The following is a 22,152-nucleotide window of genomic DNA, read 5'->3' as shown; positions in this document are numbered from 1 at the left end:
GTCCATGATCTCGACTGCTCCCCCCCGCGTGCTCACCGTCGCCGGCTCCGACTCCGGCGGCGGGGCGGGCATCCAGGCCGACCTCAAGGCGATGCTCGCCCTCGGCGTCCACGGCATGAGCGTGATCACCGCGGTGACCGCGCAGAACTCGCTCGGCGTCCAGGGCTACTGGGAGCTGCCCGCGGAGGCCGTCCGGGCCCAGTTCCGCAGCGTGGTCGACGACATCGGCGTGCAGGCCGTGAAGACCGGCATGCTCGCCTCGATCGAGCTCGTCGAGACCGTCTCCGAGCTGCTCGCCGGTGTCGGCGCCCCGGTGGTGGTCGACCCCGTCGGCGTCTCCAAGCACGGGGACGCGCTGCTGGCGGCCGAGGCCGTCGCCACCGTACGGGAGCGGCTGCTGCCGGTCGCCACCCTCGCCACGCCCAACCTGCACGAGGTGGCGCAGCTCACCGGGATCACCGTCACCGGGCAGGCCGACATGCCGGACGCCGCCCGCGCGCTGCTCGACCTCGGCCCGCGCTGGGTGCTGGTCAAGGGCGGCCACCTGGAGGGCGAGGCCGCCGACCTGCTGTACGGCGGCCCGGGGGAGGAGCACTGGTTCCGCGCCCCGCGCTACGACAACCGGCACACCCACGGCACGGGCTGCACGCTGGCCAGCGCGATCGCCGCCGAGCTCGCCAAGGGCCGGGACATGCCCGGGGCGGTGGCCGCCGCCAAGGAGTACGTCACCGGCGCGATCGCGGCCGGCTTCGCGCTCGGCGCGGGCATCGGCCCGGTCGACCACGGCTGGCGCATGCGCTGACGCCCGCGCGGGCGCGCGGACGCCGCCGGCGTGCGGTCACCTCGTGCGGGACGAGCCGTGACGGCCGGGAAAAACAGAAAGCCGGTCCATCCGGGGATGGACCAGCTCACTGGAGGACCGGCTTACCGGTCTGCGCGTCAGCGCGAGACCTTACCGGCCTTGATGCACGAGGTGCAGACGTTGAGCCGCTTCGGCGTCCGCCCGATCACAGCGCGCACCGTCTGAATGTTGGGGTTCCAACGACGAGGGGTGCGGCGGTGTGAGTGGGAGATGCTGTTGCCGAAGCCCGGCCCCTTGCCGCAGACGTCGCAGTTGGCAGCCACAGGAGTCACTCCAAGACTTCAGATCATTTACGTTCGAAAACCCCGGCCGAACCAACGGGCCACTCACGTGGACCGGACCGGTTCGAGGGGTGAGCCTGGACTGTTCCAGGCAACCGGAAGAGCATACAACGCTTGCTCCCGTTCAACGAAACTACCACGTCCGGAGGGTTTACCCCGCCTCGGTGCCCTCCGGACGCCCCGGCGACCGGCCCGCACGGGCCGTCGCTCCGGGCCTCCTGCCAGCCGCTTTCCCCGGTGCGCCCCGATAACCTGCCACCATCGCCCCGCGCCGCCCGCAGCGTCCCCACAGCCATCCGCGGCGTCCCATCCGGAGGAGACCTGGTGCTGCACACGCTCGACGCCCCGGCCGTGCGGACCTGGTGCCGCCTCGCCCTGGGCTCGCTCGGCCAGGCCCGCGAGGAGATCGACGCGCTCAACGTCTACCCCGTACCCGACGGGGACACCGGCACCAACCTCTACCTGACCGTCGAGGCGGCGGCGGCGGCCGTCGAGAACTGCTTCACCGTCGCCCCCGGCACCGACCCGGGCGCGGACGACGGAACCGGGCCGGACCTGGCCACCGCCGTCCGCGCGATGGCCCGGGGCGCGCTGATCGGCGCCCGGGGCAACTCGGGCGTCATCCTCGCCCAGTGGCTGCGCGGCCTGGCCGAGGCCCTCGCCGCCGGCGGCGGCGCCGACCGCCTGCGCGCCGCCCTGTCGCGCGCCGCCGAATCCGCCTACCAGGCCGTCGCCGACCCGGTGGAGGGGACGCTGCTCACCGTGGCCGCCACCGCCGCCCGGGAGGCGGACGTGGCCGGCGCCGCTCTGTCCGAGGTCGCCGACACCGCCCACCGGGCCGCCCGGCGGGCCCTGCTCCACACGCCAGAGCAGCTCGACGTGCTCGCCGAGGCGGGCGTGGTGGACGCCGGCGGCCGCGGTCTGGTGGCCGTCCTCGGCGCACTCGCCGACGCCGTCGCCGGCCACCGGCCGATGGGGCCGCTCGCGCTGAACCAGCCACTGCCGCCGATCGGCGCGACGGGCTTCGCGGCCGGCTGCGAGGGGCACGTGCGGCCGCCCGGCCCCGGCCACCCCGCCTTCGAGGTCATCTACCTGCTCGACGCTCCGGACTCGGCGCTGCCGGCCCTGCGGGAGCGCCTGGCGGCGCTCGGGGACTCCCTGGTGGTCGGCGGCGGCGACGGCCTGTGGAACGTCCACGTGCACGTGGACGACGCCGGCGCCGCCGTCGAGGCCGGTGTCGGGGCCGGGCGCCCGCACCGGATCCGGATCACCCACTTCGCCGAGGCCGCCGCCCGCGCGGGCACCGACGGCGCTCCCCGGGGCGAGCGCCGGCCGCGGACCCGCGCGGTGCTCAGCGTGGTGAGCGGCACCGGCCTCGCCGACCTGTGCGAGCAGGCCGGCGCGGCCGTCCTGCACGCCGACCCGGACCGCCCGCCGGCCAGCGCCGAACTCGCCGAGGCCGTGCGCCGGACCGGCGCCCGCGAGCTCGTCCTGCTGCTGAACGACCCCGAACTGCGCGCCGCCGCCGGCGCGGCCGCCGACCAGCTGCGCGAGGAGGGCGTGCGGATCGCGGTGCTGCCCACCCGCTCGCCCGTCCAGGGCCTGGCCGCGCTCGCCGTGCACGAGGCGTCCCGCCGCTTCGACGAGGACGTGGTCGCGATGACCTCCGCGGCCGGCGCCACCCGGTACGCCGAACTCGCCGTCGCGGAGGGGGAGTCCTGGACGATGGCCGGCGTCTGCCAGGCCGGTGACGTGCTCGGCCTGATCGACGGCGACGTCGCCGTGATCGGGGCGGACCTGGCCGGGACGGGGGAGACGGTGCTGGCCCGGATGCTCGCAGCCGGCGGTGAACTCGTCACCCTGATCCTCGGCGAGGGCGCACCCGACGGCCTCGCCGACCAGCTCGTCGCGCACGCCCGGCGGCAGCGTCCGGAGGTCGACGCGGTGGTCTTCGAGGGCGGTCAGGAGTCCGCCCCGCTGCTCATCGGCGTGGAGTGAGGGGATCGAGCAGGGCGCGGTGCACCGGGTTGTCGGTGCGTTGGTGTCCAATTGGGGCGTGATGGCCGCACTCGACGAACCCCTGACCAAGCTCGTCGGCGACCGCACCGCGAAGGTGCTCGCCGACGGCCTCAAGCTGCACACGGTCGGTGACCTGCTGCACCACTACCCGCGCCGGTACGCCGAACGCGGCCAGCTCACCAGCCTCGACGAGCTGGAGATCGACGAGCACGTCACGGTGCTCGCCCGGATCGAGAAGGTCACCCTGATCCCTTTCAGGGGCCGCAGGGGCGACCGCCTGGAGGTCGTGGTGACCGACGGGCGCGGGCACCTGAGCCTGGTGTTCTTCAACCAGGGCTGGCGCCAGAAGGAGCTGCGCCCCGGCGCGCAGGGCCTGTTCGCGGGCAAGGTCGGCCAGTTCAACCGCACCCGCCAACTGGTCTCCCCCGACTACCAGCTGCTGGACGAGGAGGCGGACTCCGCGGTGGCCGCCGAGTTCGCCGGCCGGCTGATCCCGGTCTACCCGGCCAGTGCCAAGGTGCAGACCTGGACGATCGGCGTCTGCGTGCGGACCGCCCTGGACAGCCTCGCCACCACCGGCTGGGAGGGGGTCGGCGAACCGCTGCCCGCCGACCTGCGCGAGCGGCACGACCTGATCCCGCTGCCCGAGGCCCTCGAACTCGTGCACCGGCCGATGAGCCAGGCCGACGTCGAGCGCGCCCGCGGCCGGCTGCGCTGGGACGAGGCCTTCGTCCTCCAGGTCGCCCTGGCCCAGCGCCGGGCCGCCGACTCCGCCCTGCCCGCGGTGCCCCGCCCGGCCCGCGAGGGCGGGCTGCTGGACGCCTTCGACGCCCGGCTGCCGTTCACCCTCACCGAGGGCCAGCGGAACGTCTCCGGCGAGATCTTCGCCGACCTGGCCACCTCGCACCCGATGCACCGGCTGCTCCAGGGCGAGGTCGGTTCGGGCAAGACCATGGTCGCGCTGCGCGCCATGCTGACCGTGGTCGACGCCGGGGGCCAGGCCGTCCTGCTCGCCCCCACCGAGGTGCTCGCGCAGCAGCACCACCGCTCGATCGTCGAGATGATGGGCGATCTCGCCCAGGGCGGCATGCTCGGCGGCGCCGACCTGGCCACCAGGGTCGTCCTGCTGACCGGCTCGATGGGCGTGCCCGCCCGGCGGCAGGCGATGCTCGACATGGCCTGCGGCGACGCCGGGATCGCCATCGGCACCCACGCCCTGATCGAGGACAAGGTCCAGTTCCAGGACCTCGGCCTGGTCGTCGTCGACGAGCAGCACCGGTTCGGCGTGGAGCAGCGCGACGCGCTGCGCGCCAAGGGCGAACAACCGCCGCACCTGCTGGTCATGACGGCGACGCCGATCCCGCGCACCGTCGCCATGACGGTCTTCGGCGATCTGGAGACGTCCGTGCTGGACCAGCTCCCGGCCGGCCGCTCACCCATCTCCACCCATGTGGTGCCGGCCGTGGAGAAGCCCAACTTCCTGGCCCGCGCCTGGGAGCGGGTGCGCGAGGAGGTCGGCAAGGGCCACCAGGCGTACGTGGTGTGTCCGCGGATCGGCGACGAGGAGCAGGATCCGAAGGCCGCCGCGAAGCGGCGCAGGTCCCAGCCCGACGATCCGGAGGACCTGGGAGCGTCGAGCGAGGACCGCCGGCCCCCGCTGGCCGTGCTGGAGACCGCCGACATGCTCGCCAAGGGCCCGTTGGCGGGCCTGCGGATCGAGATCCTGCACGGGAGGCTGCCGCCCGAGGCCAAGGACGACGTGATGCGCCGCTTCGCGGCCGGACAGGTGGACGTGCTGGTCGCCACCACGGTGATCGAGGTCGGGGTCAACGTCCCCAACTCCACCGCGATGGTCATCATGGACGCCGACCGGTTCGGCGTCTCCCAGCTGCACCAGCTGCGCGGCCGGGTCGGCCGGGGCAGCGCGCCGGGCCTGTGCCTGCTGGTCAGCGACATGCCCGGGGCCAGCCCGGCCCGGGCCCGGCTGGACGCGGTGGCCGGCACCCTGGACGGCTTCGAGCTCTCCCGGATCGACCTCGAACAGCGCCGCGAGGGCGACGTGCTGGGCCAGGCCCAGTCCGGCGTGAAGTCCTCGCTCAAGGTGCTCTCCGTACTGGAGGACGAGGAGGTCATCACCACCGCCCGCGCCGAGGCCACCGCCCTGGTCGCGGTCGACCCCGCGCTGGTGGACCACCCGGACCTGCGGACGGCCCTGTCCGGCCTGCTGGACGAGGAGCGCGCCGCCTACATGGAGAAGGGCTGACCGCGCTCCGGGGCGGGCCCGGCGGGCGCCGGGTGCCGCGGGCGGCCGTGAACCGCGCTTGAATGGGGGAGTCCCGCCGGCCGGCCGGCGGGACTCCGCCACGAAAGGACACCCCACCCCATGACCCGCGTGATCGCCGGGACGGCCGGCGGCCGCCGCCTGGCCGTGCCGCCCGGCCGGAGCACCCGGCCGACCTCCGACAAGGCCCGCGAGGCGATGTTCTCCACCCTGGAGTCGCTGCGCGGCACCCTGCACGGCGCCCGGATGCTGGACCTCTTCGGCGGTTCGGGCGCGGTCGGCCTGGAGGCGCTCTCGCGCGGCGCCGAGCACGTGCTGCTGGTCGAGGCCGACGCGCAGGCGGCGAAGGTGATCCGGGAGAACGTCCGGATCGTCGCGCTGCCCGGCGTCGAGGTGCGGGCCGACCGGGCCGAGCGGGTGATCGCCGGACGGCCTCCGGAGAGCGGCTACGACCTGGTCTTCCTCGACCCGCCGTACGCCGTCACGGACGAGGAGGTGCGCGAGATGCTGATCACAATGGCGGCCGGGGGCTGGCTCGCGGACGACGCACTCGTCACCGTGGAGCGCAGCACCAGGGGCGGTGGGTTCGACTGGCCCGAGGGCTTCGAAGTGCTGCGCTCGCGCCGGTACGGCGAAGGCACCCTCTGGTACGGTCGCGCCGCCGCCGAGACCCGGCAACACTCGTAGCCGGGCCACCACCCGCAGCACCGACCCCCACGAGGGAGCACACCTCATGCGTCGCGCCGTCTGTCCCGGATCGTTCGACCCGATCACCAACGGCCACCTCGACATCATCGAGCGGGCCTCGAAGCTGTACGACGTGGTGCACGTCGCGGTGCTGATCAACAGGAACAAGCAGGGGCTGTTCAGCGTCGAGGAGCGGATCGCGCTGATCGAGGAGACCTGCGGGCACTACGGCAACATCGAGGTGGACTCGCACGCCGGCCTGCTGGTGGACTTCTGCCGGGACCGCGGCATCCCCGCGATCATCAAGGGCCTGCGGGCGGTCAGCGACTTCGACTACGAGCTGCAGATGGCGCAGATGAACCACGGTCTGACCGGTGTCGAGACGCTCTTCGTGCCGACCTCGCCGACGTACAGCTTCCTCTCGTCCAGCCTGGTCAAGGAGGTCGCCTCGTACGGCGGCGACGTCTCCCACCTGCTGCCGGAGACGGTGAACCGCCGGCTGGTCGAGCGGATCGCCGAGCGGCAGGAGCAGTAGTCCGGACGGTCCCTTTTCTGCCGCTTCGTCACCAGCTGCCCCCCTGCCGGACGGTCGGCCCGGCCCAGGTGTTGTGAGCTCTCGCCGCAGTGGCCGTACAGTCTGTACTCCTGCCCTGCGGTGAGGTGCACCGCGCCGGGCCTGCCTCCGCCGGACGTCGGCGGCACACGGAAAGACGAAGCCCCGTGGACGTGCAGAACAAGGTCGACCAGATCGTCGCGGCCGTCGAGAACGCCCGGTCGATGCCGATGTCGGCCTCCTGTGTGGTGAACCGCGCCGAACTCGTCGGGCTGCTCCAGGATCTCCGGGGGGCGCTGCCCGCCGAACTGGCGCACGCCCAGTCGGTGATGGCCGACCACGAGCAGGTGGTGGCCGGGGCCGAGGCCGAGGCCGAGCGCATCATCCAGGGCGCGCACGCCGAGCGCGGGTCGCTGATCTCCGACACCGAGGTGGTCCGCCGGGCGCAGGCCGAGGCGGACCGCATCCTGGCCGAGGCCCACGCCGAGGTGGAGGCCAAGCGCGTCGAGGCCGACGACTACGTGGACAGCAAGCTGGCCAACTTCGAGGTCGTGCTCACCAAGACGCTCGGCGCCGTCGGCCGCGGCCGCACCAAGCTGCGCGGCGACTCCAGCGTCTTCGAGACCGAGCCGGACGCCGAGAGCGACGGCGAGGAGTTCCAGCCGCGGATCAGCCCGAGCCCCGAGGTCGACGAGTACGTCGATGTGAAGCTCGCCACCCTGGAGATCGTCCTCAGCAAGACGCTGGAGGCCGTCGGCAAGGGCCGCGACAAGCTGATCGGCAAGGCCCCCGTCGACGACCTGGGCGCCTACCTGGCCGCGGCCGACGAGGCGCAGCACCTCAAGAACCGCGCCGAGGCGGTCGCCGCCGGGTTCGCCGACGGCTACGGCGACGGGACGAACGCCGACGAGCAGCCCTGGTACCGGGCGGAGGACGTGCCGCAGCAGCAGAGCTGGCCCGAGCAGACCCCGGCCGCGGCCGGCTGGCAGGATCCGGGCGAGGCCGCCTACCCGGCCGCGGCGCAGTACGCGGGCGCCCCCGAGGGCACCCAGTACGCGGACGTCTACGGCGGGGGTTTCGACCAGTCGTCCCAGGGCGGGCAGGACCCGTACGGCAACCAGTACGCCTACCAGCAGCAGCCCGGCTACCCCGCGCAGGCACCCGCCCAGCAGGACGCCTGGGGCAACCCCGTCGACCCCGGCGGCTACCAGCAGCAGGGCGGGTTCACGGGGCAGGAGGGCGTGCAGTACGACGCCTGGGGCAACCCGGTGCCCGCGGCCGACGGCTACCAGCACGGTCATCAGCAGGGATCGGGCCAGCTCGCGCTGCCCCAGCAGGCCTCCCAGCAGCCCGGTCTGGACGAGACCAGCTTCTTCGACACCAGCATGATCGACATGACCAGGCTGCGGGAGCTCGGCGGCCGCTGAGGGCCCGGCCGGGCAAGGGCGGACGGCGCGAAGTTGGGCCTGGCCGGAGTGTCCGGTAGTCTGACCACTCCGGCCTGTTCGCGCCGGTCCGGTCCGGCTGCCCGCGCATCGTAGCGAAGCGCAGCGCCGCACCCCGTACGAACCACCCGCGCCACGCACCACGCGTGCCGCCTCAGGAAGTCAGGACACCTTGAACCGCCTCGACCACCGCGACCCCCTCGTGTTCGACACGCACGAGCTCGGCCGTCGCCCCGGCTCGCTGCGCAAGGTGACCCGTCCCGTGGAGGCCCCCGAGGGCCTGGGCATCATCGACGTGATCGGTGTGCCCGAGAAGAGCCGGATCACCGTGGAGCTCCGCCTGGAGTCCGTGGTCGAGGGCGTTCTCGTCACGGGTACCGCCGAGGCGCGCGTCGAGGGTGAGTGCGTACGCTGCCTGGAGCCGGTCGAGGACGCGATCGACGTCGACTTCCAGGAGCTGTTCTACTACCCGGAGTCCGACGAGAAGGTGCGCGGCCGCTCCGCGGGCGCCGCCGACGACCTCGACGAGGACGACGAAGAAGAGACTTACCGCCTGGAGGGCGATTACTTCGACCTCCAGCCGGTGCTGCGTGACGCGGTGGTGCTCGCACTGCCGCTGCAGCCGGTGTGCCAGGAAGACTGCCTGGGCCTGTGCTCCGAATGCGGAGTACGCCTGAGCGACGACCCGACGCACCACCATGACGCCGCCGACCCCCGGTGGGCGGCTCTGCAGGGACTCTCCGCCGCCCCTGGCGACGAGGGTGACGGAATCAAGACCAGCGACACCCGTGAGGGTGCCGCCGAGAACCAGGAGAAGTAGCCGTGGCTGTTCCGAAGCGGAAGATGTCGCGCAGCAACACGCGCCACCGCCGGTCCAACTGGAAGGCCGTTGTCCCCGCCCTCGTGGCGTGCGACCGCTGCCACGAGCCGAAGCTGGGTCACATCGCGTGCCCGAGCTGCGGCACGTACAACCGTCGCCAGGTCCTCTCGGTCTGATCGGCGGGGTGCACGGATCGATGTCGGACAGTAACTCATCCCGCAAGCAGGCTTCTGCCAACGGAAGCAAGGGCGGCGGGCCGGCTTCGACCGAATACGACGTCCTGGAAGGGCGCCTCGGGTACACACTCGAGCGCGCCCTTCTGGTACGTGCCCTGACCCACCGCAGCTTCGCCTACGAGAACGGCGGACTGCCCACCAACGAGCGCCTGGAGTTCCTCGGCGACTCGGTGCTGGGCCTGGTGGTCACGGACACCCTCTACCGCGTCCACCCGGACGTCCCCGAGGGCACGCTCGCCAAGCTTCGCGCCGCGGTGGTCAACTCCCGCGCGCTCGCCGAGGTCGGCCGCGGCCTCGAACTCGGCACCTTCATCCGCCTCGGCAAGGGTGAGGAGGGCACCGGCGGCCGCGACAAGTCGTCGATCCTCGCCGACACCGTCGAAGCCGTCATCGGCGCCGTCTACCTGGACCAGGGCCTGGACGCCGCGACCGACTTCGTCCACCGCCTGTTCGACCCGCTGATCGAGGAGTCCTCTCAGCTCGGGGCCGGACTGGACTGGAAGACCAGCCTCCAGGAACTCACCGCGGCCGCCGGCATCGGCGTGCCCGAGTACGTCATCGAGGAGTCCGGCCCGGACCACGAGAAGTCCTTCACCGCCGCCGCCCGGGTGGCCGGACAGGACTTCGGCAGTGGCGTGGGACGCTCGAAGAAGGAAGCCGAGCAGAAGGCCGCCGAGAGCGCCTGGCGCGCGATCAAGGCCAAGTACGCGGACAGCCTGCCCGGCGACGCCTGAGCCCCGAGCCCCCGGTGGCCCGGCCCGCGGCGATCGGCCTCGGGTCCACCGGGCGCCGAGTACCGCCCCCTGAGCCCGCTCACGGGTCCGACGAACCGCGACGGCCGGAGGACGCCATGCCCGAACTTCCCGAGGTGGAGGTCGTCCGGCGCGGGCTGGCCGACTGGGTGGCGGACCGCACCGTCGCCGAGGTCCAGGTGCTGCACCCGCGCGCCGTCCGCCGGCAGCCGGCCGGGGCCGCCGACTTCACGGCCCGCCTCACCGGCACCACCCTCGGCGGGGCCCGGCGGCGCGGCAAGTACCTCTGGGTGCCCCTGACCGGCACCGGCACGGGTTTCTCGCTGATCGGCCACCTCGGGATGAGCGGTCAGCTCCTCGTCCAGGACCCGTCCGCGCCCGACGAGACCCACCTGCGCGTGCGCCTGCGTTTCACCGACGGCGGACGCGAACTGCGCTTCGTGGACCAGCGGACGTTCGGCGGCCTCGCCGTCGAGGAGGCGCAGGAGGGGGACTCGGAGGGCACCCCGGTCTCCATCGCGCACATCGCCCGTGACCCGCTGGACCCGCGCTTCGACGACGGCGCCTTCATCGCCGCGCTGCGGGCCAAGCGCACCACCGTCAAGCGGGCGCTGCTCGACCAGACCCTGATCAGCGGCGTCGGCAACATCTACGCCGACGAGGCGCTCTGGCGCGCCCGGCTGCACTACGACCGGCCGACCGCCGCCCTCACCCGTCCGCAGGGCGTCCTGCTGCTCGCGCACGCCCGCGAGGTGATGAACGCGGCGCTGGCCGTCGGCGGCACCAGCTTCGACAGTCTCTACGTCAACGTGAACGGTCAGAGCGGCTACTTCTCCCGCGACCTGGACGCCTACGGGCGCGAGGGCGAGCCCTGCGGCCGCTGCGGGACCCCGATCCGCCGTGCGGCCTGGATGAACCGCTCCAGCTACTTCTGCCCGCGCTGCCAGCCCGTCCCGCGCCCGCGCTGACCGGCTGCGGCAGGGCGCCGCGCCGACCGCGGCCGCCGGAGGTCAGTGCTCGCTGAGCGCCGCCGCCTGCGGGTCGGCGTCGATCTCCTGCTCGCTCTCCCCGAAGTGGGCCACGCAGACGGCCGAGACCACCGCGAGGACGAATCCGAAGGCGGCCAGCCAGCCCAGGCCGTCCCGTGCGGAGTCGCCCAGCCAGACGACGCCGACCACGCCGGGCACGACCGTCTCGCCGACGACCAGGGCGGCCGTCGCGCCGTTGACCGAGCCGGTCTGCAGCGCGACCGTGTGCAGGTACATCCCGCCGAGGCCGCCGATCAGGATCGCGTACAGGGCGGGGTCGCTCAGCAGCTCGCCGAGCGCGAACGGGTCGAGGCCGTCCAGGATCCGCACGCCGACGCCCAGGGCGCCGAACCCCAGGCCGGAGAGCAGACCCGCCGCGATCGCGGCGCCCGCGCCGAGCCGGCGTACGAGCAGGCTGCCGCCGGCGATCAGGACGACCGAGACGCCCAGCAGCCACCAGTGCACCGCCGCCGCGACGTCGTGGCCGCCCTCCGGCCCGGCGGCCACCGCCAACAGGACCAGGGCCGCGCAGAGGACGCCGATCGACGCCCACTCCGGACGCTTGAGCCGGAGGCCCAGCAGCCTGACGCTCAGCAGCGCCGTGACGACCAGATTCGCGCTGATGACCGTCTGGGAGAGGAACAGCGGGAGCAGCCGCGCGGACAGGGCCCCCAGCAGGAACCCGACGAAGTCGAGCACCGTGCCGAGGATGAACTCCCAGGTGACAACGGCCTTCGCGGTCGAGGCGAGGCTCGGGCCGCCGTGCTCGGTGATTCCGGCCTCGCGGCCCCGCGCGGCGGCCTCCTCACGCGCGGAGCGGCGGGAGCCGACGGCCTGGAGGACGGAGCCGGTGCCGTAGCAGACCGAGGCTCCGACAGCGGTCACGAGGCCGATGAACACCACATGCTCCGATCGGGAGAGAGGGAGGTTGAGAAGGAGGCAGGGGGACTGACGTGCGGGGAGTGACGTGCGGGGGAGTGCGAGGTATGCGCGGGCGGCCGGGACGTGGCCGGTACGGCGGGCGGACAGGCACCACTATGCCCGGTCGCGGTGGTGGCGCGGCCCGCCCGGGGCGACGGACGGGCAGCGTGCGGCCCGGGTCCCGCGGCCCGGGTCCCGCGGCCCGGGTCCCGCCGCGCGGCGCGCTGCGCCCCGGGCGATCGGAGCGCGGCGCTCACGCGCCCGTCCCGGACCGGGCTCGGCGGGCGGCCAGGGGTGAAGGGCCCGGGGCCGGGGCGGTAGCGTCGGTGCCATGAGACCACTTGCTCGACGTTCCCCGGCCGCCGGGCCCGCGGCCCTGGTGGCGGTGCTGCTCGGGCTGCTGCTCCTGCTGGCCCCGGCAGCCTCCGCGGCGGGCGGCCTGGACGCCGCCACCTCGGCCCTCAAGCAGAGCCAGGTCTTCGTCGACCCGGCGATGGAGGGCCGGTTCAGCCGGAGCCAGGCCGACGCCCTGGCGGCGAGGATCAAGGCCGCCGACAAGCCGGTGTTCGTGGCGGTCGTGCCGGCCACCGACGACTACGCGGCCCGGACGGTCTTCGAGGACCTGCGGACCAAGGTCGGCATCGTGGGCACCTACGCGATCTGGCGCGGCGACCGGTTCCTGGCCCGTTCGGACCGGGCCGCGCTCGCCCCGGCCACGGCCGACAAGATCGCCGGTGCGGCCCTGCGCTCCCACCCGGGCGACGTCAACGGCACCGTCACCGACTTCGTCGACCAGGCCCTGCCGCAGGTCAAGGGCCACGGGGTGGCCTCCTCCGGGGGCGGCGTCCCGGTGGCCGCGATCGTCGTCCCACTCGCGCTGCTGGCGCTGGCCGGCGGCGGTGTCCTGCTGCTGTTCCGGCGCGCCGGGAAGCGCAAGGAGGAGCGGCGCCGGGCCGAGCTCGACCAGCTGCGCCGGGTCGTCGACGAGGACATCACGGCCTTCGGCGAGGAGCTCGACCGGCTCGACTTCAGCCCCGGCGCCCCGGACGCGGACGACGCCCAGCGCGGTGACTACACGCAGGGACTGGACTCGTACGAGCGCGCCAAGCGCACCATGGACGAGGCGAAGGGTCCGGAGGACGTCACGGCGGTCACCGAGGCGCTGGAGGGCGGCCGCTTCGCCCTGGCCACGCTGGCGGCCAGGCGCGAGGGGCGGCCGCTGCCCGAGCGCCGTCCGCCGTGCTTCTTCGACCCCCGGCACGGCCCGTCCGTGCAGGACACCGAGTGGGCGCCGGGCGGCGGCGCCACCCGTCCCGTCCCGGTCTGCGCGGCGGACGCCGTCCGGCTCGCCTCCGGCCAGGAACCGGACATCCGTACGGTCGCGACCGAGCACGGTCCGCAGCCGTACTGGAACGCCGGCCCGGCCTACGGCCCGTGGGCGGGCGGCTACTTCGGCGGGTACGGGGGCGGCGGGCTGCTGCCGGGCCTGCTGGTCGGCACCATGCTCGGCTCGATGACGGGCGGTGGCCAGGCCTGGGGCACGCCCGGCCAGCACGGCGGTTTCGACGGCGACCAGGACGGTGGCGATGTCGACGGCGGCGACTTCTCCGGTGGGGACTTCGATTCCCAGGACTTCGGCGGCTTCGACGGCGGCGGTGGCGATTTCGGCGGCGGTGGCGGCTTCGACGGCGGCGGTGGAGGGGATTTCGGCGGCGGATTCTGAGCGCTGACCGGCGCGCCCGCCGGCGACGGGCGAAGACTGCGGCGCGGCCCCGGGGTACGGGAGCCGCGCCGCAGGCGCGTCGAGGCGCGACGGTTCAGGCGTGACGGTTCAGAGGTGACCGTTCAGGGGTGACGTAGGTCGGCGGCGCCGCTCAGAAGCCGAAGTCCTGTGTCCACCAGGGCCCGCCCGACCCCTGGTGGACGCCCACACCCAGCGTGGTGAAGTTGCAGTTCAGGATATTGGCGCGGTGGCCCGGGCTGTTCATCCAGGCGGTCATCACCGCCTCGGGGGTGGCCTGGCCCCGGGCGATGTTCTCGCCGCCGAGGTTGGAGATGCCGGCCGCCTTGGCGCGGTCCCACGGAGTGTGGCCGTCCGGGTCGGTGTGGTCGAAGAAGCCACGGGCGGCCATGTCGTCGCTGAACGCCTGTGCCAGCGCGTCCAGTCGCGCGTCGGCGGTCACCGGCCCGCAGCCGGCCTGCGCGCGCTGCTCGTTGACCAGGGAGAGGACGGCCGCGGCGGGGCCGGCGGCCTTCTTGGCCGGGCTTGCGGAGGGCGAGGTCTTCGCGGTGGCGCTCGGACGGGGCGTGGTGGTGGTGGCGGTGGGCGACGGTGCTGCGGCGGTGGCCGTCGGGGTGGCCGTGGGCGAGGCGGTGGGCGAGGCCGTCGCGGAGGGGGAGGCCAGCGGTGAGCGGGCCTCGCCTCGGTCGGCCGCCGGCGAGGCGTCCCCGCGCGCCGAGCCGGACGGCGCGGACGCCCCGGCGTCGGCGGGCCCGCTGCTGCCGGCCGGCGGCAGGCCGCCCACGGTCAGGTCGCCCGCGGCCACGCTCATTCCCGGCGCCGGCAGGACCCCGCTGACCACGCCGCCGGCGCCGGCGGCGAGCGCGGTGGCGCAGATCGCGAGCAGTCCGCCCGTCCTGCGGCGCTTCTGACGGGCCGCCTTGGCGCGCCGGCGGTCGGCCCGGCCGGCGGGCTCCTGAGCGGGGGAGTACTCGGCTGCGGGCTGCGGACCGCGTGCGTGTCGTGCCATGGCGCTGGCCCCTCCCGAAACTGTGAGCGATCGGTGAGGACTCTAGGGCATACCGGCAGTGACGGGAGAGGATGGACGGAAAAGGAGAGGTGGGGGGAGTGTGGCCGCCGGGAGCGGCCGCCCGGTGGCCCGGATAGGGTCGTGGGCATGCATGGTCGTGACAGCAACGAACCCGTCCGGGCCACCGCATGGGTGCGCGGCAGGGTCCAGCAGGTGGGCTTCCGCTGGTGGACGCGGGCCCGGGCGCTGGAGATCGGCCTGACCGGTTATGCGAGCAACCTCGGCGACGGCCGGGTGCAGGTGGTGGCGGAGGGCCTGCCCGCCGACTGCGAGCGGCTGCTGGCCCTGCTGCGCGGCCCGGGCACTCCCGGGGCGGTCACCGGCGTGACCGAGATCTGGACGGCGACCGGCGACGGCTACGACGGCTTCGCGATCCGCTGAGCGGCCGGTGCGCCGGTCGGGCGCATCGGACGAATCGCCTGGCAGGACGCCGTTCGGCCGCTTCGGACGGGACCGCAAGGCGGACTGGGCCATTCCGTACGGAACTGCCGGTGTCGTGCGGTTGCCTTCCGGGCAGACTCGTGGTTGACTCCGCATCGAGCAGTGATCCACCGGCACGCACCGGTGGACCCCCGCCCGAGACCGCCCGGCGTGACTCCTCCGCCGTGCAGGTGACAGGGGCGCGGTAGCGTGCGGTGATCGTGTTGACCCGTTCCGTCTTTGGTGAGACGCTGGAAACCCGCGCACACGACCGCGTTTTCCCGGTAGGTGCATGCCCTCGTGAGCCCAGCTCACGGTGGCTGTTCCGTAGTGCCCAGCCAGCACTGCCGGTGGCGCGACGCGCGTGCGTCCCCCTTCCCCCTAGACCCATACCGCTCAGGTTCGGTCACTCAGCGTGGAGGACCACTCATCATGGCAAAGGCGCTTCTCGGGTACGTCGGCGGCCCCGACCCGCGAATGCTCACCGAGATGCGACGGCTGCAGCAGCGCGTTCAGGATCTGGAGTCCGAGCTCATTCGGATGCAGGCCGAGAACGACGCTCTCGCCGCTGTCGCTGACGAGCACTCGCTGCTCAGCAGCATCGATCTGGACCAGCGCGAGCCGGCACTCACCTGATCCCCGGTTGGCTCCGCTGATCGACGCCGTTGTGCACTGAGCTCCCGCAAGGGACGCAGCTTGCAAGGGACGCCCTGACCGGCGTCCCTTCGTCGTCTCCCGGCGCGCCAGGGCCGTCGCCGCACCGCTCTGCGCGTCGTCTCCGGCCCTGCGTCATCGCCCCCTGTCCGACCCCCTGCCGCTTAGGTTCCCCTCGGCCGCGCACCTGAAACCGTCCGGATGCCTGCCGTCCGCGGGCCTGAAACCGTCCGGCAGCCCGGCCGGATACAGTCGCCGGGGGGTCGGGCGAGTGACGAGGAGAGCCGGCGCGTGCACCTGAAGAGCCTGACCCTGCGCGGTTTCAAGTCCTTCGCCTCCGCCACCACGCTGCGCTTCGAGCCGGGCATCACCTGTGTGGTCGGCCCCAACGGCTCCGGCAAGTCCAACGTGGTGGACGCGCTGTCCTGGGTGATGGGCGAGCAGGGCGCCAAGTCGCTGCGCGGCGGCAAGATGGAGGACGTCATCTTCGCCGGGACGAGCGGGCGAAGCCCCCTCGGCCGGGCCGAGGTCAGCCTCACCATCGACAACACCGACGGCGCGCTGCCCATCGACTACGCCGAGGTGACGATCACCCGCACGATGTTCCGCAACGGCGGCAGCGAGTACGCGCTGAACGGGGACACCTGCCGCCTGCTCGACATCCAGGAGCTGCTCTCCGACTCCGGCATCGGCCGCGAGATGCACGTGATCGTGGGTCAGGGCCGACTGGACTCCGTGCTGCAGGCCGACCCGATGGGCCGCCGGGCCTTCATCGAGGAGGCGGCAGGCGTCCTCAAGCACCGCAAGCGCAAGGAGAAGGCGCTGCGCAAGCTGGACGCGATGCAGGTCAACCTCAACCGCGTCCAGGATCTCGTGGCCGAACTCCGTCGGCAGCTCGGGCCGCTCGGACGCCAGGCGAAGATCGCCCGGCGCGCGGCCGGGATCCAGGCCGACCTGCGCGACGCCAGGCTGCGGCTGCTGGCGGACGACCTGCTGACACTCCGCCACGCCGCCGAGGCCGAGATCGCGGACGAACTGGCGCTGCGCCGGCGCCGCTCGGTGGTGGAGCAGGAACTCGCCCGCGCCCAGCAGCGCGAAGCCGTCCTGGAGGCGCAGGTCCAGCAGCTCGGACCGCGCCTGGAGGAGGCCAGGCAGACCTGGTACCGGCTCTCCGCGTTGACCGAACGGGCCAGGGGAACCGTCGGCCTGGCCGAGGCCAGGGCCCGGCACGCGCTCAGCAGCGGCCTGGCGCAGGAGCGGCCCGGGCGCGACCCGCAGGAGCTGGAGCACGAGGCAGAGCGGGTCCGGGATGAGGAGAGCGAGCTCGCCGAGGCGCTGGAACAGGCGCGGTACGCGCTGGCCGAGGCGGTCGAGACCCGGGCCGAGCGGGAGCGTGAACTCCAGCAGGAGGAAAGCCGGTTGAAGGCCGCCGCGCGCGCCGTCGCGGACCGGCGCGAGGGTCTGGCCAGGCTGCAGGGGCAGGCAACCGCGGCCCGCTCGAAGGCGGCCGGCGTGCAGGCCGAGATCGGCCGCCTCGCCGAGGCCAGGGACGAGGCACTGGTGCGCGCCGAGGCCGCCCAGCAGGAGTTCCAGCAGCTCCAGGACGAGGTGGACGGCCTGGCGGAGCAGGACGACGAGCTGGAAGCCGGCCATCAGCGGGCCCGCGCCGCGCTCGGCGAACGGGAGCGTGAACTCGCCGCCGTCCGGGACGCGGTGGGCACCGCCGAGCGGGAGCGGGCCGCCGCCGCCGCCCGCCGGGAGGCGCTCGCCCTCGGGCTGCGCCGCAAGGACGGCAGCGGCGCGCTGCTCGCCGCCTCGGACCGGCTCGCCGGGCTGCTCGGGCCGGCCGCCGCACTGCTGAAGGTCGAAGCGGGACACGAGACGGCCGTCGCCGCGGCCCTCGGGGCGGCGGCGGACGCCGTCGCGGTGGACGGCCTGGACGCCGCCGCGCAGGCGCTGCGCCTGCTCCGCAAGGAGGACGCGGGCCGGGCCGCGCTGCTGATCGCGGGCCGGCCGCCGTACGACGGGCACCGGCAGCCGCCCGCCAGGCTGCCCGACGGTGCCCGCCGGGCCGCGGACCTGGTGGACGGCCCGGCCGCACTGCTGCCCGCGGTGCGGGCCCTGCTGGCCGGCGCCGTGGTGGTGGCCGGTCTGGAGGAGGCGCAGCAACTGGTGCGGGAGGAAAGCGAGGTGGTGGCCTACACGGCGGACGGCGACCGCCTGGGCGCGGGCTTCGCACAGGGTGGCTCGGCCGGTGCGCCGAGCCTGCTGGAGACCCGGGCCGCGGTGGAGGAGGCCGCCCACGCGATCGAGGAGCTGGACGCCCGGTGCGCGCAGCTGGCCGAGCGGCTCGCCGAGGCCGGCGGGCAGCGCCGGGAGGCGGTCGCCGAGGTGGAGCGACTGGCTCTGGGGGTCCGGCAGGCGGAGAAGGAGCGGGCCCGGGTGGCGGGCGCGTTGGGGCGGCTCGGCGGTCAGGCCAGGGCCGCGGTCGGCGAGGCGCAGCGGCTCGCCGCCTCGGCGGCCCGGGCCGAGGAGGGCGTGGAAGAGGCGCTGGCCGCGGCCGAGGAGTCGGCGCGGCGGCTCGCCGCGGTCGAGGAGTCGGCCGCGTCGGAGGAACAGGAGCCCGACGCCTGTGAACAGGCCCGGTTGACCGAGGAGTCCGCCCGGGCCCGGCAGGTCGAACTGGAGACCAGGTTGGCCGTGCGCACCCACGAGGAGCGGGTCCGGGGGCTGGCGGGCCGGGCCGACCAGCTGGAGCGCTCGGCGCGGGCCGAGCGGGAGGCCCGCGCGCGGGCGGCGGCCGGACGCCGGCGGGCCGAGCACGAGGGGGTTGTGGCGAACGCCGTCGCGGCCGGCGCCCGGCAGCTGCTCGCCTGCCTGGAGGTCTCGCTCTCCCGGGCCGACGCCGAGCGGGCGCAGGTGGAGCAGGACCGGGGCGACCGGGAGAGCGAACTGCGGGCCGGGCGCGAGCACGGACGCGAACTCAAGAGCGAACTGGACGCGCTGGTCGACGCCGGCCATCGCGACGAGGTGCTGCGCGCCGAGCAGCGGCTGCGGATCGAGCAGCTGGAGGCGAGGTCCCTGGAGGAGTTCGGGATCGAGGCCGGCGAACTGCTCGCCGGCTTCGGACCGGACCGGCCGGTACCGCCGTCCGTCCCGGAGGACGGGCAGGAGCCGGGCGCGCCCGGGCCGTACGTCCGGAGCGAGCAGGAGAAGCGACTGCGCGCCGCCGAGCGGGCGTACCAGCAGCTGGGCAGGGTCAATCCGCTGGCGCTGGAGGAGTTCGAGGCGCTGGAGGAGCGGCACTCGTTCCTGGGCGAGCAGTTGGACGACCTCAAGCGCAGCCGGCGCGACCTGCTGGAGATCGTCAAGGACGTCGATCTCAGGGTCGAGCAGCTGTTCACCGCCGCCTACCTGGACACGGCGGCGCAGTTCGAGGGCGTCTTCTCGCGGCTCTTCCCGGGCGGCGAGGGGCGGCTGGTGCTGACCGACCCCGACGACATGCTGACCACCGGGGTGGAGGTGGAGGCGCGTCCGCCGGGCAAGCGGGTCAAGCGGCTGTCCCTGCTCTCCGGCGGTGAGCGCTCCCTCACGGCGGTGGCCCTGCTGGTGTCGATCTTCAAGGCGCGGCCCAGCCCGTTCTACGTGATGGACGAGGTGGAGGCGGCGCTGGACGAGACCAACCTGCGCCGGCTGATCGCGATCATGGAGGAGCTGCGGGAGAGCTCCCAGCTGATCGTGATCACCCACCAGAAACTCACCATGGAATGCGCCGACGCGCTGTACGGCGTGACCATGAAGGGCGACGGGATCTCGCAGGTGATCAGCCAGCGGCTGCGGGCCGGCGTACCGGCCGCCGGCCGGGCCGGGGGAGAGCGCCGGGAGCCGGGGCCGGTCGCCCGCTGACCCCCGCCCGCCGGGCACCCGCCCCGGGCCGGGCGTGTGCCGCTTCCACGGGCCGGTCACCGATACTGGGAGCGTTGTGACTCCTCCCTCTCGCCCCGCGAGGGGGCTGCGCACCCTGCCACCGGAGGGCACTCCGACGGCGGCGGGCCACGACCGCTGCCGGACGGCACGGGCGGCGGCCGGGCAGTGAAGCGGCGGCGCTCCGGGCCGCCGGGCTAAGGATCACCAGTACTCCCGGCCTCACGGGCGGGCACCCAGCGAAGGAGTTTGATGTGGAATTCGTGATCCTTGCCGTGATCATCGCGGTGGCCGTCATCGGCGCGATCGCGGGTCTGGTCGTCGGCGGGAGGCGACGCAGGGAGCTGCCGCCGAAGGCCTCGGCGCCGGTCATCACGGCGCCGAAGGCGCCGACGGAACCCAGGCCCGAGCCCCAGGTCGGGGACGAGGCCGCCGCGCCGGTCGAGGAGCCGGTGCAGACCGTCGAGGAGGTCGAGCTCCCGCCGGTCGAGGAGGCCGAGCTCGCGCCGCCCCTGGAGATCCCCGAGCCGACCGCGGGCCGGCTGGTCCGGCTGCGTTCGCGGCTGTCCCGTTCGCAGAACTCCCTCGGCAAGGGCCTGCTCACGCTGCTCTCCCGCGAGCGTCTGGACGAGGACACCTGGGAGGAGATCGAGGAGACCCTGCTGATCGCCGACGTCGGCGTGAAGCCCACCCAGGAGCTGGTGGAGAGCCTGCGGACCAGGGTCAAGGTGCTCGGCACCCGGACCCCGGCCGAGCTGCGCGGCCTGCTGCACGAGGAGCTCGTCGGCCTGATCGGCGCGGACGTCGACCGTACGCTGCACACCGCCAAGCGCGCGGACGGCCGCCCGGCCGTCGTGCTGGTGGTCGGCGTCAACGGCGTCGGCAAGACCACGACCTCGGGCAAGCTCGGCCGGGTACTGGTGGCCGACGGCCGCAAGGTGGTGCTCGGCGCGGCCGACACCTTCCGGGCGGCCGCCGCCGACCAGCTGCAGACCTGGGGCGAGCGGGTCGGTGCGCGGACCGTGCGCGGCCCCGAGGGCGGCGACCCGGCCTCGGTCGCCTTCGACGCGGTCAAGGAGGGCATCGCCGAGGGCGCCGACACCGTCCTGGTGGACACCGCAGGCCGGCTGCACACCAAGACCGGCCTGATGGACGAGCTGGGCAAGGTCAAGCGGGTCGTCGAGAAGCACGGCCCGGTGGACGAGGTACTGCTCGTGCTCGACGCCACCACCGGCCAGAACGGGCTGGTGCAGGCCAGGGTCTTCGCCGAGGTCGTCGACATCACCGGCATCGTGCTGACCAAGCTGGACGGCACCGCCAAGGGCGGCATCGTGATCGCGGTGCAGCGGGAGCTGGGCGTCCCGGTCAAGCTGATCGGGCTGGGCGAGGGCGCGGACGACCTCGCGCCGTTCGAGCCCGCCGCGTTCGTCGACGCGCTGATCGGCGACTGACCGCCATCCGGTCCTGGGCCGAGGCCCGGGGCCGGCACCGAGGGCCGTTCTCCTGCGGGGGGAGCGGCCCTTCGCGGTTCCCCTGTGGGGGGAGTGGCCCTTCGCCGTTCACCGGCGCCGCGGCGCCCTGATCAGGACGCGATCCAGGCGGGCTCGGCGCTCCGCTCGCGGCTGCGATGACAGGCGTAGGCCAGGGTGCCGAGCAGCAGGCGGGCCTCCGGCGGACAGCTCGCGTTGTCCCGGGTCGGCCGGCGCAGCCAGCGGACCGGGCCGAGCCCCTCCAGGACGGTCGGCGGGGCGGCGACGTAGCTGCCCTCGCCGTGACAGGCGAGATCGAGCTCGGCGTCGTCCCAGCCCATCCGGTAGAGCAGGTCCGGCAGCATCCGGGCGGTGCCCGCCGCCACCAGGAACTGCAGGCGTCCGGTCGGCGCCGCCAGCACCGGGCCGACCTGGGTGCCCATCCGCTCCAGCCGGACCAGCGCCTGGAGGCCGGCCTGCTCCGGCACGTCCAGGGCGTCGAAGGCCCGGCCGGTGGGGAACAGCACGGCTCCCTCGGCGCCGCGCGCTCCGGCGAGCGGCCGCGGGGCGGAGCCGGTGGGCGGTTCGGCGCCGGTGGCGGGGTGCAGACCGGGCGCCGCGCAGCGGGCCGCGCCGCAGGGGCAGCCCGTCGGCGGACCGGAGCGGACCGCCGGGCGTGCGCCGCCGGGCGCCCGGCCGGTGGCGACCGCCCAGCCCCAGCGGCCGGTGTACTCGGCCGCAGCCTGGAACGCGGTGGCGCGGGTGCGACGCCGGGTGCCGCGCGGTGCGAGCCGCAGGTGTCCCAGCCGAAGATCGCCGAACAGGTTGTCCATGCCTCCCCCAACAGGTTCTCGTTGCCGGTGGTTACGGGATGGTGACGGTGCATCGATTGTCCGATGTGGTGCGCGTGGTGCGTGGACGGCGCGCAGAGGTCCGCGTGCGCCAGTTCGTCCGGTGTGATCCGGGGATCGCCCCCGCCGGCCGGGCGGC

19 protein-coding genes are annotated in these 22,152 nt (G+C 74.2%); 15 read left to right on the top strand and 4 right to left on the bottom strand.

What is annotated here, in order from left to right; translation table 11 throughout:
• Window positions 1-4: 4 nt before the first annotated feature.
• Window positions 5-802 carry a bifunctional hydroxymethylpyrimidine kinase/phosphomethylpyrimidine kinase gene (gene thiD, locus OG823_RS11600; protein WP_371479396.1) on the top strand — a complete coding sequence of 266 codons (798 nt, stop codon included), beginning with the start codon at window positions 5-7 and terminating at the stop codon, window positions 800-802.
• Window positions 803-939: 137 nt separating this feature from the next.
• On the opposite strand, the gene rpmB is transcribed toward thiD, so the two are convergent.
• Window positions 940-1,125 (bottom strand): 50S ribosomal protein L28, encoded by a 186-nt coding sequence (rpmB, locus tag OG823_RS11595; RefSeq protein ID WP_014138233.1) that lies wholly within the window; start codon window positions 1,123-1,125, stop codon window positions 940-942.
• Between the two features lie 342 nt (window positions 1,126-1,467).
• Between rpmB and OG823_RS11590 the strand changes: the two genes are divergently transcribed.
• From OG823_RS11590 to mutM, 9 genes are all read left to right on the top strand, one after another.
• On the top strand, window positions 1,468-3,141 hold the full coding sequence (locus tag OG823_RS11590) for a DAK2 domain-containing protein (RefSeq protein WP_371479395.1): 1,674 nt from the start codon (window positions 1,468-1,470) through the stop codon (window positions 3,139-3,141).
• A 61-nt stretch (window positions 3,142-3,202) separates the two neighbouring features.
• Complete coding sequence (gene recG, locus OG823_RS11585) at window positions 3,203-5,425, top strand: ATP-dependent DNA helicase RecG (RefSeq protein ID WP_371484434.1); 2,223 nt, start codon at window positions 3,203-3,205, stop codon at window positions 5,423-5,425.
• Between the two features lie 120 nt (window positions 5,426-5,545).
• Entirely contained in the window at window positions 5,546-6,130 is a 585-nt protein-coding gene (gene rsmD, locus OG823_RS11580) for a 16S rRNA (guanine(966)-N(2))-methyltransferase RsmD (protein WP_371479394.1), read from the top strand.
• Window positions 6,131-6,176: 46 nt separating this feature from the next.
• Window positions 6,177-6,665 (top strand): pantetheine-phosphate adenylyltransferase, encoded by a 489-nt coding sequence (gene coaD / locus OG823_RS11575; RefSeq protein ID WP_371479393.1) that lies wholly within the window; start codon window positions 6,177-6,179, stop codon window positions 6,663-6,665.
• 185 nt (window positions 6,666-6,850) lie between these two features.
• Window positions 6,851-8,110: a cell division initiation protein gene (locus tag OG823_RS11570; RefSeq protein WP_371479392.1), complete on the top strand. Its 1,260-nt coding sequence runs from the start codon at window positions 6,851-6,853 to the stop codon at window positions 8,108-8,110.
• 190 nt (window positions 8,111-8,300) lie between these two features.
• The gene (locus tag OG823_RS11565) at window positions 8,301-8,948 is read left to right on the top strand and encodes a DUF177 domain-containing protein (protein ID WP_371479391.1); all 648 of its coding nucleotides are present in this window, start codon (window positions 8,301-8,303) and stop codon (window positions 8,946-8,948) included.
• Window positions 8,949-8,950: 2 nt separating this feature from the next.
• A complete protein-coding gene (gene rpmF / locus OG823_RS11560) occupies window positions 8,951-9,124 on the top strand; it encodes a 50S ribosomal protein L32 (RefSeq protein ID WP_030056747.1) in 174 nt (57 codons plus the stop codon).
• Window positions 9,125-9,144: 20 nt separating this feature from the next.
• On the top strand, window positions 9,145-9,918 hold the full coding sequence (gene rnc / locus OG823_RS11555) for a ribonuclease III (RefSeq protein WP_371479390.1): 774 nt from the start codon (window positions 9,145-9,147) through the stop codon (window positions 9,916-9,918).
• Between the two features lie 116 nt (window positions 9,919-10,034).
• A complete protein-coding gene (gene mutM / locus OG823_RS11550) occupies window positions 10,035-10,904 on the top strand; it encodes a bifunctional DNA-formamidopyrimidine glycosylase/DNA-(apurinic or apyrimidinic site) lyase (RefSeq protein WP_371479389.1) in 870 nt (289 codons plus the stop codon).
• A gap of 42 nt (window positions 10,905-10,946) precedes the next feature.
• Here the strand turns inward: mutM and OG823_RS11545 are convergent, their stop codons facing one another.
• Window positions 10,947-11,864 carry a hypothetical protein gene (locus OG823_RS11545; protein ID WP_371479388.1) on the bottom strand — a complete coding sequence of 306 codons (918 nt, stop codon included), beginning with the start codon at window positions 11,862-11,864 and terminating at the stop codon, window positions 10,947-10,949.
• 352 nt (window positions 11,865-12,216) lie between these two features.
• Between OG823_RS11545 and OG823_RS11540 the strand changes: the two genes are divergently transcribed.
• The gene (locus OG823_RS11540; RefSeq protein WP_371479387.1) at window positions 12,217-13,608 is read left to right on the top strand and encodes a hypothetical protein; all 1,392 of its coding nucleotides are present in this window, start codon (window positions 12,217-12,219) and stop codon (window positions 13,606-13,608) included.
• 151 nt (window positions 13,609-13,759) lie between these two features.
• Here the strand turns inward: OG823_RS11540 and OG823_RS11535 are convergent, their stop codons facing one another.
• Window positions 13,760-14,635, bottom strand: coding sequence for a CAP domain-containing protein (locus OG823_RS11535; protein WP_371479386.1), 876 nt, complete (start codon window positions 14,633-14,635; stop codon window positions 13,760-13,762).
• A gap of 147 nt (window positions 14,636-14,782) precedes the next feature.
• On the opposite strand from OG823_RS11535, the gene OG823_RS11530 reads away from it, so the two are divergent.
• From OG823_RS11530 to ftsY, 4 genes are all read left to right on the top strand, one after another.
• Window positions 14,783-15,076, top strand: coding sequence for an acylphosphatase (locus tag OG823_RS11530; RefSeq protein ID WP_371479385.1), 294 nt, complete (start codon window positions 14,783-14,785; stop codon window positions 15,074-15,076).
• Between the two features lie 471 nt (window positions 15,077-15,547).
• Entirely contained in the window at window positions 15,548-15,751 is a 204-nt protein-coding gene (locus tag OG823_RS11525) for a hypothetical protein (protein WP_371479384.1), read from the top strand.
• Window positions 15,752-16,060: 309 nt separating this feature from the next.
• On the top strand, window positions 16,061-19,675 hold the full coding sequence (gene smc, locus OG823_RS11520; protein WP_371479383.1) for a chromosome segregation protein SMC: 3,615 nt from the start codon (window positions 16,061-16,063) through the stop codon (window positions 19,673-19,675).
• Window positions 19,676-19,947: 272 nt separating this feature from the next.
• Entirely contained in the window at window positions 19,948-21,144 is a 1,197-nt protein-coding gene (gene ftsY, locus OG823_RS11515) for a signal recognition particle-docking protein FtsY (RefSeq protein WP_371479382.1), read from the top strand.
• Between the two features lie 131 nt (window positions 21,145-21,275).
• Here the strand turns inward: ftsY and OG823_RS11510 are convergent, their stop codons facing one another.
• A complete protein-coding gene (locus OG823_RS11510; protein WP_371479381.1) occupies window positions 21,276-21,995 on the bottom strand; it encodes a bifunctional DNA primase/polymerase in 720 nt (239 codons plus the stop codon).
• Between the last annotated feature and the right edge of the window lie 157 nt (window positions 21,996-22,152).

The organism is Kitasatospora sp. NBC_00315 (genome assembly GCF_041435095.1).
Lineage (GTDB): Bacteria > Actinomycetota > Actinomycetes > Streptomycetales > Streptomycetaceae > Kitasatospora.
The sequence above is the reverse complement of the archived record's forward strand: the minus strand, read 5'-3'. Positions and strand labels throughout refer to the sequence as shown.

Coding starts and splice junctions, on each gene's coding strand:
- thiD (WP_371479396.1), top strand. CDS start 5: ATGATCTCGACTGCTCCCCCCCGCGTGCTCACCGTCGCCGGCTCCGAC.
- recG (WP_371484434.1), top strand. CDS start 3,203: ATGGCCGCACTCGACGAACCCCTGACCAAGCTCGTCGGCGACCGCACC.
- coaD (WP_371479393.1), top strand. CDS start 6,177: ATGCGTCGCGCCGTCTGTCCCGGATCGTTCGACCCGATCACCAACGGC.
- OG823_RS11525 (WP_371479384.1), top strand. CDS start 15,548: ATGGCAAAGGCGCTTCTCGGGTACGTCGGCGGCCCCGACCCGCGAATG.
- OG823_RS11540 (WP_371479387.1), top strand. CDS start 12,217: ATGAGACCACTTGCTCGACGTTCCCCGGCCGCCGGGCCCGCGGCCCTG.
- OG823_RS11535 (WP_371479386.1), bottom strand. CDS start 14,635: ATGGCACGACACGCACGCGGTCCGCAGCCCGCAGCCGAGTACTCCCCC.
- OG823_RS11510 (WP_371479381.1), bottom strand. CDS start 21,995: ATGGACAACCTGTTCGGCGATCTTCGGCTGGGACACCTGCGGCTCGCA.
- rnc (WP_371479390.1), top strand. CDS start 9,145: ATGTCGGACAGTAACTCATCCCGCAAGCAGGCTTCTGCCAACGGAAGC.
- OG823_RS11530 (WP_371479385.1), top strand. CDS start 14,783: ATGCATGGTCGTGACAGCAACGAACCCGTCCGGGCCACCGCATGGGTG.
- mutM (WP_371479389.1), top strand. CDS start 10,035: ATGCCCGAACTTCCCGAGGTGGAGGTCGTCCGGCGCGGGCTGGCCGAC.
- rsmD (WP_371479394.1), top strand. CDS start 5,546: ATGACCCGCGTGATCGCCGGGACGGCCGGCGGCCGCCGCCTGGCCGTG.